Here is a 14576-nt window from a genome sequence, read left to right as displayed (position 1 = left end):
CAGACCGCGGCGTACGGGCACTTCGGTCGGGAGTTGCCCGACTTCACGTGGGAGAGCACCGACCGCGCCGCCGACCTGAAGTCGGTAGCGGGAGCCTGAGCGGCACCACGCGCAGCGACCGGCGACCCGCCGAGGGGTCGCCGGTCGCTCGCGTCTGCGTCGACGTGCCCCTGGCCCACCTCGACCGCCCCTTCGACTACCTGGTGCCCGAGGCCCTCGACGCCGACGCCGTCCCCGGCGCCCGGGTGAAGGTCCGCTTCGCCGGCCAACTCGTCGACGGCTGGCTCCTGGAGCGGGCCGACGCGTCCGAGCACCCCCGGCTCGCGTACCTCGAGAAGGTCGTCTCCCCGGAGCCGGTGCTCGCGCCGGAGATCGCGCGGCTCGCCCGCGTGGTCGCCGACCGGTACGCCGGCAGCCTCGCCGACGTGCTCCGCCTCGCCGTCCCGCCCCGCCACGCCCGGGTGGAGAAGGAACCCCACCAGCCACCCGAGCCGGGCGACGCGCTCGCCGTGCCGGACGGTTGGCGCGACTACCCGACCGGGCCGGCCCTGCTGCGGGCCCTCGCGGACGGCCGCCCCGCCCGCGCGGTCTGGTCCGCGCTGCCCGGCGAGGACTGGCCGGCCCGGTACGCCGAGGCCGTCGCCGCGACCGTCGCCGGTGGCCGGGGCGCCCTGGTGGTGGTCGCCGACGCGCGGGACCTCGAGCGGCTCGACGCGGCCCTGACCACCGCCCTCGGGCCCGGCCGGCACGTGCAGCTCACCGCCGCGCTCGGCCCCGCCCGGCGGTACCGCGCGTTCCTCGCCGCCCGGCGCGGCGACGTCCCGGTCGTGATCGGCACCCGGGCCGCCATGTTCGCGCCGGTGCACCGGCTCGGTTTGGTCGCCGTCTGGGACGACGGCGACGACCTGCACGCCGAGCCCCGGGCCCCCTACCCGCACGCCCGCGAGGTGCTGCTGACCCGCGCCCAACTCGCCGACGCCGCCGCCGTGGTCGGCGGGTACGCCCGCACGGCCGAGGCCCAACTGCTCGTCGAGACCGGGTGGGCCCGCGAGGTCGTGGCCGACCGGGCCACCGTCCGCGCCCGGATACCGGCCATCGCCCCCGCCGGCGACGACCCGCAGCTGGCCCGCGACCCGGGCGCGGCCACCGCCCGGCTGCCCAGCCTCGCCTGGACCACCGCCCGCGACGCGCTGCGCGCCGACGCGCCGGTGCTGGTCCAGGTGCCGCGGCGCGGCTACCTGCCCTCGGTGGCCTGCGCCACCTGCCGTACCCCGGCCCGCTGCCCGCACTGCGCCGGCCCCCTGGCCCTCCCGTCCGCCGAGGGCACTCCCGCCTGCCGCTGGTGCGGGCGCGTCGCCGCCGCGTACGCCTGCCCGGAGTGCGGGGGACGGCGCCTGCGCGCCTCGGTCACCGGTGCCCGGCGGACCGCCGAGGAACTGGGCCGGGCCTTCCCGGGCGTGCCGGTGCGGACGTCCGGGCGGGAGGAGGTCCTCGCGACCGTGCCCGGCGGCGCCGGCCTCGTCATCGCGACCCCGGGTGCCGAGCCGGTGGCCGACGGCGGCTACGGCGCCGTGCTGCTGCTCGACTCGTGGGCGCTGCTCACCCGCGCCGACCTGCGGGCGGGGGAGGAGGCGCTGCGGCGCTGGCTCGCCGCCGCCGCACTGGCCCGCCCCGCGGCGGCCGGCGGCCGCGTGGTGGTGGTCGCCGACGGCGCGCTCGCCCCGGTCCAGGCGCTGCTGCGGTGGGACGCGGGCTGGTTCGCCGCCCGGGAACTGGCCGAGCGCCGCGACCTGGGCTTCCCCCCGGCGGTCCGGATGGCCAGCGTCACCGGCCCCCCGGCCGCCGTCGCCGACCTGCTCGCCGAGGCCCGGTTACCCGAGGACGCCGAGGTCCTGGGTCCGGTCCCCGCCGACGGCGACCGGGAGCGGATGCTGGTCCGGGTGCCCCGGGCCCGGGCCGCCGCCCTCGCTGGGGCGCTGCACGCGGCGGCCGGGGTCCGCGCCGCCCGCAAGGCCGCCGACCCGGTCCGGCTCCAGGTCGACCCCCTCGCCCTGTTCTGAGCGACCGCACGCTGCGCCGCCGTCGTCACCGTCGGTCACTGAAGAGGGGGTGACGGACACGCTGTGTGGGAGGTGACCCGGATCCGGGTGATAGCATCGCCCGTCATGCCCGGGCGTACGACGGCTCCAGATCGCGGCGCGGCGTCAGACGTGCCGAGCCGGAGTTGTCGCAGGATGGCGCGATGACAGGAGCGCGTCGCCGTGGCGCCATGTCGATGAGCTCAATCAGCCGGTGATCAGGGGTGGACCAGTCGTGACCGTTCGTCAGTCGATCGTCTTCAACGGTGACCTCGGCAGCGGCAAGAGCACCGTCTCCGTGGAGATCGCCAAGCGTCTCGGCATGCGTCGGGTCAGCGTCGGCGACCTCTACCGGCAGATGGCGCAGGAGCGGCAGATGACCGCCCTCCAGCTCAACCTGCACGCCGAGCTGGACCAGGCGGTGGACGGCTACGTCGACCAGCTCCAGCGGGACATCGCCGCCTCCGGCGAACGCCTCGTCATGGACTCCCGGCTGGCCTGGCACTTCTTCACCGACGCGCTCAAGGTCCACATGATCACCGAGCCGGGTGAGGCCGCCCGCCGGGTGCTGCTGCGCCCCTCCGGCCCCGCCGAGAGCTACACCTCCCTGGAGGAGGCGAAGGCCAAGCTCAGGGAGCGCAGCGAGAGCGAGCGCGGCCGGTTCATCGTCCGCTACGGGGTGGACAAGGCCCGGCTGCGCAACTACGACCTGATCTGCGACACCACCAAGGCCAGCGCCGAGGAGGTGATCGCGCACATCATCGACGTGTACGAGGGACGGCTCGGCGCGGACGTGCTGCGCGAGGGCCAGCCGCTGCTGCTGCTCGACCCGGCCCGGGTGTACCCGACCGATGACATCGCCACCCTGCGCGACCTGTGGGACTCCGAGTTCGTCGGCGACGTCGCCGCGGCCGGCGACGAGGCCCTCGAACCGCTGCGGATCGGCTACACCGGCGAGTACTTCTTCGTCGTGGACGGGCACCGCCGGCTCAGCGCCGCGCTCCAGAACGGGTTCCGGATGGTGCCCGCGCGGCTGGTCGCCGAGGTGGACGAGCCCGTGGTCGGCGGGATGAGCGCGATCGACTACTTCACCGCCCAGGTGCGCCCCGGCCTGATCCACGACTGGGAGGCCGCCCACAAGATCGAGCTGCCGCTGCCCGAGCACGCCCTGCTGGGCGAGGGCGCCGTGCTGGCGGGGGAGCCGGGCGCGGGTGCCTGACCGTCGGGTCAGCGCGACCATGGTTGGCGGACCCGAGGGGCCGCGGGGCTGACGACGAGCCGCCGGGCGCGCATGATGGAGCCTCCGGCACCCGTCGACGCGGAAGGCGGCTCATGGACGCATCCGAGGCGGTCGCGCTGCTCATGTCGCCGCAGGGGCGGCTCGACCCGTACCCGACGTACGAGCGGTTGCGCGCGCACGGCCCGGTGGTGGAGGCGGCGCCCGGCTTCTTCGTGGTCACCGGGTACGCGGAAGCCGACGCGATCCTCCGGGACGCCCGGTTCGGCGTGCTCGACGACGACCTGCGGGACAACCTCTGGCCCGGGTGGCGGCAGAGCGCCGCCGTCGCGTCGATCTCCCGGTCGATGCTGCGGACCAACCCGCCCGACCACACCCGGCTGCGCCGGCTCGCCGCCGGGGCCTTCACGCCGCGCCGGATCGCCGCCATGCGGGAGACCGTCGCCGCGCAGGCCGACCAGCTGATCGACGCGATGGCGGACCGGGGACGCGACGGCACGCCCGTCGACGTCATGGCCGACTTCGCGTACCCGCTGCCGGTAGGGGTGATCTGCGCGCTGCTCGGCGTGCCTCCGGAGGACCGGCCGCTGTTCCGCCGCTGGGCGGCCGACCTGACCGGCATCCTCGAGCCGGAGATCACGCCGGAGGACCTGGCGGTCGCGGACCGGGGCGCCACCGAGCTGAGCGGCTACTTCGCGGACCTGGTCGCGGCGCGACGGCGGGCGCCCGCCGACGACCTGACCACCGCCCTCGTGCAGGTGCACGACGCCGACGGTGACCGGCTCTCCGGCGACGAGCTGCTGGCGAACCTCGTGGTGCTGCTCGTCGCCGGGTTCGAGACCACCACCAACCTGCTCGGCAACGGCCTGGTCGTGCTGCTCGAGCACCCCCGGGAGGCCGCCGCGCTGCGCGCGCACCCCGAGTTCGCGCCCGAGTACGTCGAGGAACTGCTCCGGTTCGACTCCCCGGTCCAGCTCACCACCCGGCGCAGCGACGCACCGGGCCGCGTCGCGGGGATGGAGCTGCCCGCCGGCAGCTGGGCTCTGCTGCTGCTCGGCGCCGCCAACCGTGACCCCCGCCGGTTCCCGGAGCCCGCCCGGTTCGATCCGTGGCGCGCCCAGCCGCACCCGCTCTCCTTCGGGGCCGGCCCGCACTACTGCCTGGGCGCCGGGCTGGCCCGGCTGGAGGCGCAGGTCGCCTTCCCGCTGCTGCTGCGCCGGCTGCCCGACCTGGCGCCGGCCGGCGAGCCCCGCCGCCGGACCCGGCTCACCCTGCGTGGCTACGACACCCTCCCGGTCACCGTCACCGCCACGGTCGGCGATCGCGGTACGCCGGCCGGGACCGGCCCGGGCACTCCGTAGACTGGTACGGCACGTCTGTTGCCGAGCCCATGAAGGAGCCACCCCGCGTGACCGTCCAGCCCATCCGTCTGTTCGGCGACCCGGTGCTGCGCACGCCGGCCGATCCGGTGGTCGACTTCGACGTCGAGCTGCGCAAGCTCATCGCCGACCTGACCGACACGATGCGCGAGCAGAACGGCGCGGGCCTCGCCGCGCCGCAGCTCGGCGTGGGCCTGCGGGTGTTCACCTTCGACGTCGACGACGTGGTCGGCCACCTGGTCAACCCGGTGCTCGAATTCCCCGACGAGGAGGAGCAGGACGGCCCCGAGGGCTGCCTGTCCATCCCCGGCCTCTACTTCGACACGAAGCGCCGGCAGAACGTGATCGCCAAGGGCTTCAACGGCTACGGCGACCCGATGCAGATCGTCGGCACGGGCCTGATGGCCCGCTGCGTGCAGCACGAGACCGACCATCTCGACGGCGTGCTCTTCGTCGACCGTCTCGACTCGGCCGGCCGCAAGGAGGCGATGAAGGCGATCCGCCAGGCGGAGTGGTACGACCCGGCCGCCCCGCCGACCGTCAAGCTCAGCCCGCACGCCGCCAGCAGCCCGTTCGGCCTCGGGCGGTGACCGGCCCGTGCGCGTGATCTTCGCCGGCACGCCGGCCGTCGCTGTCCCCGCCCTGGAGGCCGTGGCCGCCTCCCGCCACGACCTCGTGGCCGTGGTCACCCGGCCGGACGCCCCCGCCGGGCGCGGTCGCGGGCTGTCCCGCTCCCCGGTGGGCGCCTGGGCCGACGAGCACGGCGTCGAGGTGCTCACCCCCGCCCGGCCGCGCGACCCCGAGTTCCTCGACCGGCTGCGGGAGCTGGCACCCGACTGCGTGCCCGTCGTCGCGTACGGCGCGCTGGTCCCGCCGGCCGCCCTGGAGATCCCCCGGTACGGCTGGATCAACCTGCACTTCTCGTTGCTGCCCGCGTGGCGGGGCGCGGCGCCGGTGCAGCACGCGGTGCTGCACGGCGACGAGCTGACCGGCGCCAGCGTCTTCCAGTTGGAGGAGGGGCTGGACACCGGGCCGGTGTACGGCACCGTCACCGACGAGATCCGTCCCACCGACACCTCGGGAGATCTGCTGGAGCGGCTCGCCCACTCCGGCGCGGGCCTGCTGGTCGCCGTCCTGGACGCGATCGAGGACGGCACCGCGCGGGCCGAGCCGCAGCCGGCCGACGGGGTGTCCCTGGCGCCGAAGCTCACCGTCGAGGACGCACGGGTCCGGTGGACCGACCCCGCGTTCGCGGTGGACCGCCGCATCCGCGCGGCCACCCCCGCCCCCGGCCCGTGGACGACCTTCCGCGACGAGCGGGTGAAGCTCGGCCCGGTCACCCCGGTCGCGGACGGCCCGGAGCTGAAGCCGGGTGAGCTGCTGGTGGAGAAGTCCCGGGTGCTGGCGGGTACCGCCACCACGCCGGTGCGCCTCGGCGAGGTCCGGGCGGCGGGCAAGAAGGCCATGCCGGCGAGCGACTGGGCGCGCGGAGCCCGGGTCGCGGCCGGGGAGGTCTTCGCGTGACCGACTCCGCGGACCGCGCCGACCATCCCGACAACCCTCGCGGCGGCCGTTTCGACACCGACGGCGTCGGCCGTTCCGGCCCGGCGGACGGACCCGGCTACGCCCGGGGCGGGCGGTCCACGGGTGCCCGCCCGGACCGCGCCGCGCCCCGGCGGGCCGGCGGGCCGCGCGGTGACCGTGCGGCCGGCGCGGGTCGCCCCGATCGCGGCGTCCGCACCGGTCGCGGCCCGATGGCGGCCGACCGGCCCCGCTACGCCGCCTACGAGGCGATCGAGGCGGTCAACCGGGACGACGCGTACGCCAACCTGGTGCTGCCGGCGATCCTCCGCGACGCCGGGCTGACCGGCCGCGACGCCGCGTTCGCCACCGAGCTGACCTATGGCGCGCTGCGCCACCTCGGCACCCTCGACGCGATCCTCACCGACGCCGCCGGGCGGGACGTGGCCCGGATCGACCCGCCGGTCCGCGACGCGCTGCGGCTCGGGGCGTACCAGCTGCTGCACACCCGGGTGCCCGCGCACGCGGCCGTCTCGTCGACCGTGGACCTGGTCCGCACGGTCGGGCCGGGCGCGACCGGGTTCGCCAACGCGGTGCTGCGTGAGGTCGCCGGTCGGGACGCCGACGGCTGGGTGGCGAAGCTCGCCCCACCGATGGACACCGACCCGGTCGGCCACCTGGCGCTCGCGTACAGCCATCCGCAGTGGATCGTGCGGGCCCTCTCCGAGGCGCTCGGCGGCGACCTCGGCGAGACCGCCCGCCTGCTCATCGAGGACAACGTGCCCCCGCCGGTGCACCTGTGCGCCCGCCCCGGGCTCGCCGACCCGGTCGAGCTGGCCGACGAGGTCGGCGGCGCGCCCGGCGCCTTCTCCCCGTACGCGGTCTACCTCGGCGGCGGCGCGCCGGGCGACCTGCTGGCGCTCGCCGAGGGCCGGGCGCACGTGCAGGACGAGGGCTCCCAGTTGGTGGCCGACGCCCTCGCCGTCGCCCCGCTCGACGGGACGGACGGGCGGTGGCTCGACCTGTGCGCCGGCCCGGGCGGCAAGTCCGCCCTGCTCGGCGCCATCGCCGCCCAGCGCGGCGCCCGGCTCACCGCGGTGGAGGTGTCCGAGCACCGCGCCCGCCTCGTGGCGCAGGCCACCCGGGGCATGCCGGTGACCGTGCTGAACACCGACGGCCGCACCGTCGGCGCCGACCCGAAGCTCCCCGAGGAGCACTTCGACCGGGTCCTGGTCGACGCGCCGTGCACCGGGCTGGGGTCGCTGCGCCGGCGACCCGAGTCGCGCTGGCGGCGGCAGCCGTCGGACCTGCCGGCGCTGACCCGGTTGCAGCGGGAGCTGCTCGGGGCGGCTCTGCGGGCGGTACGCCCCGGCGGTCTGGTCGCCTACGTCACGTGCTCGCCGCACACCGTCGAGACGCACGTGACGGTCACCGAGTCGGCCCGCCGGGCCGGCGTGCCGGTCGACTTCGTCGACGCCCGCCCGCTGCTGCCCGAGGGGATGCCCGGGCTCGGCGACGGGCCGACGGTGCAGCTGTGGCCGCACCGCCACGGCACCGACGCGATGTTCCTCGCGGTGCTCCGCCGCGGCTGAGTGTGGCCGGTGATCACATGACGGTCAGCCGGGCTGCCGGCGTCCCGGCTCCCGGCTGACCATCATCTGACCTCGGGGAGTCGCCGGCCGGTGCTCAGCCCATCGGCAGGCCGGCGCGGCCGGCACCCTTCATCGAGCGGGTGAGGCCGCGGTCGCTGACCCACAGGAAGCACTGCACGCCGCGGTTGCCGTCGCGCCAGTCCGCCTCGTGCGGGTGGTACCAGATCGAACCGGTGCGGAACCGCACCTCGCCGCGCGGCACCTTCGCGTACGTGGCGATCAGCGCGAGGCAGCCGTCGCGGACCCGTCGGTCGTCCTTCATGAACGCCGCGTAGCTGGTGTCCGGCGCGACCCAGACGCCGACGAACTCGGCGTGGTGCCGGCGGGTGCACGACACCGGGGCCATCCGCGTGACCCGGTCGTCCTTGAGGGAGGGGTTGAAGCAGGTGTGCCGCAGCGGTGACGAGCCGGCCAGCGACCCGGCGAGACGGGCGGAGCGGGTGACCACGCTCGGGTCGTCCATGCTCCGGACCTCCGCCCCGTCGCAGCGGAACCACCGGGCCCCACCCGTCCAGGCCGCCGGCGACGGGAACACCACGGACATGCCGATCCGCCCGGTGCGCCAGTCCGCGCCCAGCGTCCGCGTCGCCTCCCGGTCGCAGGTGGCGTGCGCGGTGCGCATCCCGGCGGAGCCGGGGGCCGGCGGTGTCCGGCCCTTCGCGCCGGCGCCGGTCAGCGTGCCGACGTGCAGGGTCTCCACCCGGTGCGGCCGCTCGCACGGCACCGGGTCGTACGCCCCGAGGTAGCCGACCCGGGCCACGTGCGCGTGGCACGTTCCCGCTTCGGGCGCGAAGGCGGCCGGGGCGCTGATCGTGGCCCAGTCGTCGACCAGGTCACCGTCGGTGCCGGCCGGTGGCGCGGCGCAGCCGGTGAGCGCCAGGATCACCGCGCCGCAGAGGGCCACCACCCCCGCGAGCCAGCGTCGCTTCACCCTCCGACCTCCCCGTCGCCCGGTGGACGCGGCACCGTCGATGCCGGCCACGGAGCGGGAGCATACGTCAGATCGCCGGCAGCCCCTGCGGGCCCACGCCGCGCATCGAGCGGGTCAGCTTCCGGTCGTCGCTCCACAGGAAGCAGCGCACGCCCCGGTCGCCCTCCTCCCACTCCCGCTGGGAGGGCGGGTAGAAGATCGAGCCGGCCCGGTACGGCAGGTCGCTGTTGTTGGGCACGTCGGCGAAGGCGGCGATGAGGGCCATGCAGCGCTGGTGGGCCTGCTGCTCGTTGCGGGTGAACTCCGCCCAGCTCATGTCGCGTTCCACGTACACGCCGACGAACTCCGCCCGGTGCGGCTCGGTGCACAGCACGGGCGCCATGTAGTTGAGGTTGTCGCCGATCAGCTTCGGGTCGAAGCAGCTATGGACCAGCGTGGAGTCGCCGAGCATCGCGCCGCGCAAGCTTCCGGTCCGGTTGACCGGCCGGGTGTTGTCGATGCTGTCGGTCTCGCTGAGGTCGCAGCGGAACCAGCGGGCGCCGCCGGCCCACGCGGGGGCGGACGGCAGGGCGATGTTCAACGTGAGCCGGGCGGAGTGCCAGTCACCGCCGAGCACGTCGCGGACCTGCTGGTCGCACTCGGCGCGGGCACCGCGCAGGTCCGGCGAGCCGGGGTCGGGCCGGCGGGCGCCGGCCGCGACCGGGCCGGTGAACGTGCCCACGTGCACGGCCTCCGCGAGGTGGTTGCGGGCGCAGTCCACCGTCTCGTACGTGCTCGCCTGCACCACCGCGGTGATCCGCGGCAGGCAGACCCCGGCGGCCGGGGTGAACAGCCGCGCCTCGGACAGCACGGGCCAGTCGTCGGTGAGGTCGCCGTCGGATCCGCCCGGCCGCACGCAGCCGCCGAGCAGGAGCGCGGCCGCGCCGGCCACCGCCACTGCTCGGAGAGGAAGCCACCGTCGCATCATCCGCCCTTTCCGGGAGCTGACGGCCGGCCATCGCGGACCCGGCCGGCGCGCCAGGTGGTGTTGCAGCCCACGTCACCGTCCCTGATGGAGTGTTGCCGCGTTTCCGTCTTCCGGCCAGTCGGGAATGACCCTTCGTCCGGTTTCACCGGTCCGGAACGGCCAATTCTGCACCACAGGTCACCGCCGGGTCACCGGGTGTCCCGGTTGGTGCCGTGCCGGCGGCGGTCGGTGGCCGCGTTCGTACACTGGCCCCGTGACCGTACCGCCGCCGATCGTCGCGCCGAGCATCCTGGCCGCCGATTTCTCCCGCCTCGCCGACGAGGTCCGTGCCGTCGAGGGCGCCGCCGACTGGCTGCACGTGGACGTCATGGACAACCACTTCGTGCCGAACCTGACCATCGGGCTGCCGGTCGTGCAGAGCCTGCGGGCCGCCACGGAGCTCCCGTTCGACGTGCACCTCATGATCGACGATCCGCGGCGGTGGGCCCCCGGGTACGCCGACGCCGGGGCGTACAACGTCACCTTCCACGCCGAGGCCTGCGACGACCCGGTGGCGCTGGCCAAGGACCTGCGGTCCGCCGGGGCGAAGGCGGGGCTGGCGATCGACCGGGACACGCCGGTCGAGCCGTACCTGGACCTGCTGCCCAGCTTCGACACGCTGCTGATCATGACGATCAAGGCGGGCTTCGGCGGTCAGCGGTTCGTCCCGCACCTCCTCGACAAGGTGCGCACCGCGCGCCGGCACGTCGACGCCGGCCACCTGGAGGTGCGCATCGAGGTCGACGGCGGCATCGCCGCCGACACCATCGCCCAGGCCGCCGAGGCCGGCGCCGACGCCTTCGTCGCCGGCACCGCCGTCTACGGCGCGGAGGACCCGGCCGAGGCCGTCCGGAAACTGCGGGCCCTGGCGGAACACGCGGCCTCCGGGGCCTGACGTGGACCCCGCCGGCGACCGCCCGGACGTCATCCTCGTCGTCGACGACGACGAGGACATCGCGCGCTTCGTCGAGTTCAATCTCCGGCTGCACGGGTACGTGGTGATCCACGCCAGCGACGGCCAGGAGGCCCTCGAGGTGATCGAGCGTCAGCGTCCCGACCTCGCGGTGGTGGACCTGATGATGCCGCGCGTCGACGGCCTGGAGCTGACCCGGCGGCTGCGCGCCGACCCGATGACCGCGGCCCTGCCGGTGATCATGCTGACCGCCAAGGGCCTCACCGTGGACAAGGTGCACGGCCTCAGCGCCGGCGCCGACGACTACCTGGTCAAGCCCTTCGACACGGCCGAACTGGTGGCCCGGGTCAGCTCCACCCTCCGCCGCAACAAGGAGTTCCGGGAGGTCTCGCCGCTGACCGGGCTGCCCGGCAACAGCCGGATCCGCCGGGAGATCGCCGACCGGGTCCGGGTCGGGTCGGACTACGCGGTCGGCTACATCGACATCGACCGGTTCAAGAGCGTCAACGACCGGTACGGCTTCGTCCGCGGCGACGACTTCATCTCGGCGCTGGCCCGTAGCCTGCACCGGGCGGTGGTGTCGGCGGGCCTGCCCCCGGCCTTCCTCGGCCACGTCGGCGGTGACGACTTCGTCTTCGTCTGCACGCCGGACCAGGTCCGGCCGCTCACCTCGCGGGTCTCCGCCGACTTCGAGAAGGCCGCCGACGCGCTGTACGACCCCTCGGACGCCGCGCGCGGCTACGTGGAGCTGAAGGACCGGCGCGGCAACCTTCGTCGGGCCGCGCTGGTCACGCTCTCGATCGGCGTCTCCGTCTCGGACGCCGACAAACGCATCACCAGCCCCTTGGAGGCGATGACGATCGCCTCGGAGATGAAGACGGTGGCCAAGAGCCAGCCCGGCTCGTACGTGGCGGTGGACCGGCGCCGCGGCGTGGCCGATCTCGGCGACCGGCATGTGAAGTAGCTCGCGAGGGTGGCGACAGGCCGCCCGGAGCGTGTAAGACTGCCGGTGTACCCACCACGCGCTGGCGGGACTCGGTGTAATTCCGAACCGGCGGTGATCCACGGTGCGACCGTGGTAAGCCCGCGACCCGGGAGCGGTTCGTCCGCCCGGTGGACCTGGTGAGACTCCAGGGCCGACGGTTGGGTGCGGGCACGCCCGCGCTCAGACAGTCCGGATGGGAGACAGCGCGCGGGACGGACGGGCCGTGCCCGGCTGCCGACCTCGGCATGCCGTGACGGCCCCCCGGGTCGGCTGTGCCGTCCCCGGATTCCGCCGCCGCACGCCCGCGGCCCGATGCCGTCGCTCCCGTCGCCGCCCGCGCGCCGACCGGCGAGTGAGAGGGCAGGGCATGGCCGGCGTCTCCGTCGACGAGGCGATGCGTCGCGCGGTCGAACTCGCCGCGCGCGGTCTCGGCACCACCAGCCCCAACCCGGTCGTCGGCTGCGTGCTGCTCGACGCGGACGGCCAGGTCGTCGGTGAGGGCTTCCACGCGTACGCCGGCGGGCCGCACGCCGAGATCGTCGCACTCGCCCAGGCGGGGGAGCGCGCCCGCGGCGGCACCGCCGTCGTCACCCTGGAACCCTGCGACCACACCGGTCGCACCGGCCCCTGCAGCACCGCGCTGGTGCAGGCCGGGGTGGCCCGGGTGGTCATCGCCGTGCCCGACCCGAACCCGGTCGCGTCCGGCGGCGCCGCCACGCTGCGCGCCGCCGGGCTCCAGGTCGACCTGGGGGTACGCGCCGCCGAGGCGGAGGCCGTCAACATCGCCTGGCTCACCTCGATGCGCCGGGGCTGGCCGTACGTGATCTGGAAGTACGCCGCGACGCTGGACGGCCGGTCGGCGGCCGCCGACGGCACCAGCATGTGGATCACCTCCGAGGCCGCCCGGATGGACGTGCACGCGCTGCGCGGCACGGTCGACGCCGTGATCGCCGGGGTGGGCACCGTGCTCGCCGACGACCCCCGCCTCACCGCCCGGAACCTGCGCGACGGCAGCCTCGCCATCCGCCAGCCGCTGCGGGTGGTGGTCGACTCGGCGGGACGTACCCCGGCCGGGGCGCGGGTCCGCGACGCCGCCGCCGCCACCTGGATCGCCACCGCCGCGGAGGTCGGCGCCGGTCCCGACGGCCGGGTCGACCTGCCGGTGCTGCTCGCCGCGCTGCACGGTCGCGGGGTGCGGGCGGCGCTGCTGGAGGGCGGGCCCCGCCTGGCCGGCGCGTTCCTCGCCGCCGGCCTGGTCGACAAGATCGTCGGCTACGTCGCGCCTCGGCTGCTCGGCGCCGGCCCCACCGCGCTGATCGACGCCGGTGTGACCACGATCGCCGAGGCCATCGACTGCGAGGTCGTCGACGTTACGCAGGTCGGTCCCGATCTGCGGATCACCGCGCTGCCCCGAAAGAGGGAGGGCTGACATGTTCACCGGCATCGTCGAGGAGCTGGGCGAGGTCGTCCGGGTCACCGAGACCGCGGGCGACTCCGCGCTGGTCGCGATCCGCGGCCCCCTGGTCACCTCGGACGCCCGGCACGGGGACTCGATCGCGGTCAACGGCGTCTGCCTGACCGTGGTGGACGTCGCCGACGGGACCTTCACCGCCGACGTGATGGGGGAGACGCTGCGGCGCTCGGCGCTCGGCGCGCTGCGGCCGGGCGACCCGGTCAACCTGGAACGGGCCGCCGCCCTCGGCAGCCGCCTGGGCGGGCACCTGGTGCAGGGTCACGTCGACGGCGTCGGCGAGGTCGTCTCCCGGGAACCGGCCGACCAGTGGGAGACCGTGCGGTTCCGACTCCCGGCCGCCCTGGCCCGGTACGTGGTGGAGAAGGGCTCGATCACCGTCGACGGGGTGTCGCTGACCGTGGCCGGCGTCGGGCCGGACTGGTTCTCGGTCGGTCTGATCCCGACCACGCTGAAGCTCACCACCCTCGGGACGCGCGGCGTCGGCGACCCGGTCAACCTCGAGGTCGACGTGCTGGCCAAGTACGTCGAGCGCCTGCTCGGCGCGCACCTGCCGGCCCTGCCGGCGAGCCGGCCCGAGGGGGATCTGCCCGGCGCCGTCAGCCTGCCCGGCAGCGGTGGCCTGCCCGGTGTCGCGACCGCGGGCGGGGTGGCCTGATGGGGCCGCTCGGCTGGCTGCTCGACGCGCAGGTGAGCATCGCCGGCTCGCCGGTGCTGGTTCGCGAGATCGTCGGCAACGTCTTCGGCCTCGCGTCCGCGCTGCTCGGGCTGCGCCGCCTGGTGTGGGCGTGGCCGGTCGGCATGATCGGCAACGCGCTGCTGTTCACCGTCTTCCTCGGCGGGGCGTTCGCCACCCCGCAGGCGCACGACCTCTACGGCCAGGCCGGCCGGCAGGTCTTCTTCTTCGGCGTCAGCCTCTACGGCTGGTGGCGCTGGTCGCGCAACCGCCGCCGGGGCGTCGACGGCGCTCCCGCCGTGGAGCCGCGCTGGGCCACCGGCCGGGAGCGGCTCGGCCTGCTGCTCGCCGCCGTCGCCGGCACCGCGGCCGCGTACCCGGTGCTCGCCGCCCTGGGCTCGTGGGGGCCGCTGCCGGACGCGTGGATCCTCACCGGCAGCCTGCTCGCCACGTACGGGATGGCCCGCGGCTACGTGGACTTCTGGCTCATCTGGATCGCCGTCGACGCGGTGGGCGTGCCGCTGCTGCTGCGCGGCGGTTTCTACCCCTCGGCGGCCATGTACCTCGTCTACGGGGCGCTCTGCGTGTGGGGCCTCGCCGCGTGGTGGCGCACGTCGCGCGCCAGCCGCCCCGCCCCCATCCCGCCGACCTACTCGGAGGCCGTCGCATGAGCGAGCGAAGCGAGCGAATCAGCAGGCTCAGGATGTTGCCGCCGCATGGCGGCACG

13 protein-coding genes and 1 riboswitch are annotated in these 14576 nt (G+C 75.5%); of the genes, 11 read left to right on the top strand and 2 right to left on the bottom strand.

The features are described 5' to 3' along the window. Positions 1 to 95: 95 nt before the first annotated feature. The 6 genes from ACTMS0_RS27810 to ACTMS0_RS27785 all read left to right on the top strand — a co-directional run bounded on the left by ACTMS0_RS27810 (position 96) and on the right by ACTMS0_RS27785 (position 7807). The gene (locus tag ACTMS0_RS27810; RefSeq protein ID WP_441158230.1) at positions 96 to 2060 is read left to right on the top strand and encodes a primosomal protein N'; all 1965 of its coding nucleotides are present in this window, start codon (positions 96 to 98) and stop codon (positions 2058 to 2060) included. A gap of 253 nt (positions 2061 to 2313) precedes the next feature. Then, entirely contained in the window at positions 2314 to 3297 is a 984-nt protein-coding gene (locus tag ACTMS0_RS27805; RefSeq protein ID WP_441158224.1) for an AAA family ATPase, read from the top strand. 113 nt (positions 3298 to 3410) lie between these two features. Continuing rightward, complete coding sequence (locus ACTMS0_RS27800; RefSeq protein ID WP_441158223.1) at positions 3411 to 4676, top strand: cytochrome P450; 1266 nt, start codon at positions 3411 to 3413, stop codon at positions 4674 to 4676. Positions 4677 to 4723: 47 nt separating this feature from the next. After that, complete coding sequence (gene def, locus ACTMS0_RS27795) at positions 4724 to 5284, top strand: peptide deformylase (protein ID WP_441158222.1); 561 nt, start codon at positions 4724 to 4726, stop codon at positions 5282 to 5284. A 7-nt stretch (positions 5285 to 5291) separates the two neighbouring features. After that, positions 5292 to 6218, top strand: a complete 927-nt coding sequence (gene fmt / locus ACTMS0_RS27790; RefSeq protein ID WP_441158221.1) for a methionyl-tRNA formyltransferase — start codon at positions 5292 to 5294, stop codon at positions 6216 to 6218. Beyond that, complete coding sequence (locus ACTMS0_RS27785; RefSeq protein WP_441158220.1) at positions 6215 to 7807, top strand: RsmB/NOP family class I SAM-dependent RNA methyltransferase; 1593 nt, start codon at positions 6215 to 6217, stop codon at positions 7805 to 7807. The genes fmt and ACTMS0_RS27785 overlap by 4 nt, the downstream gene beginning before the upstream one ends. A 94-nt stretch (positions 7808 to 7901) precedes the next feature. Here the strand turns inward: ACTMS0_RS27785 and ACTMS0_RS27780 are convergent, their stop codons facing one another. Next, complete coding sequence (locus ACTMS0_RS27780; protein WP_441158219.1) at positions 7902 to 8798, bottom strand: septum formation family protein; 897 nt, start codon at positions 8796 to 8798, stop codon at positions 7902 to 7904. Between the two features lie 67 nt (positions 8799 to 8865). After that, a complete protein-coding gene (locus ACTMS0_RS27775) occupies positions 8866 to 9729 on the bottom strand; it encodes a septum formation family protein (protein ID WP_441158218.1) in 864 nt (287 codons plus the stop codon). A gap of 289 nt (positions 9730 to 10018) precedes the next feature. Here ACTMS0_RS27775 and rpe point away from each other — a divergent pair, with 289 nt between their 5' ends. The 5 genes from rpe to pnuC all read left to right on the top strand — a co-directional run bounded on the left by rpe (position 10019) and on the right by pnuC (position 14520). Beyond that, positions 10019 to 10699 (top strand): ribulose-phosphate 3-epimerase, encoded by a 681-nt coding sequence (gene rpe / locus ACTMS0_RS27770; protein ID WP_441158217.1) that lies wholly within the window; start codon positions 10019 to 10021, stop codon positions 10697 to 10699. A 1-nt stretch (position 10700) separates the two neighbouring features. Further along, positions 10701 to 11681: a GGDEF domain-containing response regulator gene (locus ACTMS0_RS27765; RefSeq protein WP_441158216.1), complete on the top strand. Its 981-nt coding sequence runs from the start codon at positions 10701 to 10703 to the stop codon at positions 11679 to 11681. 56 nt (positions 11682 to 11737) lie between these two features. Then, positions 11738 to 11911, top strand: a riboswitch (FMN riboswitch). 158 nt (positions 11912 to 12069) lie between these two features. Further along, complete coding sequence (ribD, locus tag ACTMS0_RS27760; RefSeq protein WP_441158215.1) at positions 12070 to 13131, top strand: bifunctional diaminohydroxyphosphoribosylaminopyrimidine deaminase/5-amino-6-(5-phosphoribosylamino)uracil reductase RibD; 1062 nt, start codon at positions 12070 to 12072, stop codon at positions 13129 to 13131. Position 13132: 1 nt separating this feature from the next. Beyond that, entirely contained in the window at positions 13133 to 13831 is a 699-nt protein-coding gene (locus ACTMS0_RS27755; RefSeq protein WP_441158214.1) for a riboflavin synthase, read from the top strand. Next, on the top strand, positions 13831 to 14520 hold the full coding sequence (gene pnuC, locus ACTMS0_RS27750; RefSeq protein WP_441158213.1) for a nicotinamide riboside transporter PnuC: 690 nt from the start codon (positions 13831 to 13833) through the stop codon (positions 14518 to 14520). The genes ACTMS0_RS27755 and pnuC overlap by 1 nt, the downstream gene beginning before the upstream one ends. Positions 14521 to 14576: the final 56 nt, after the last annotated feature.

The organism is Micromonospora sp. H33, assembly GCF_052068455.1.
GTDB lineage: Bacteria > Actinomycetota > Actinomycetes > Mycobacteriales > Micromonosporaceae > Micromonospora.
Note: the sequence above shows the minus strand (reverse complement) of the source record. Positions and strands in the feature narration are given on the sequence as shown.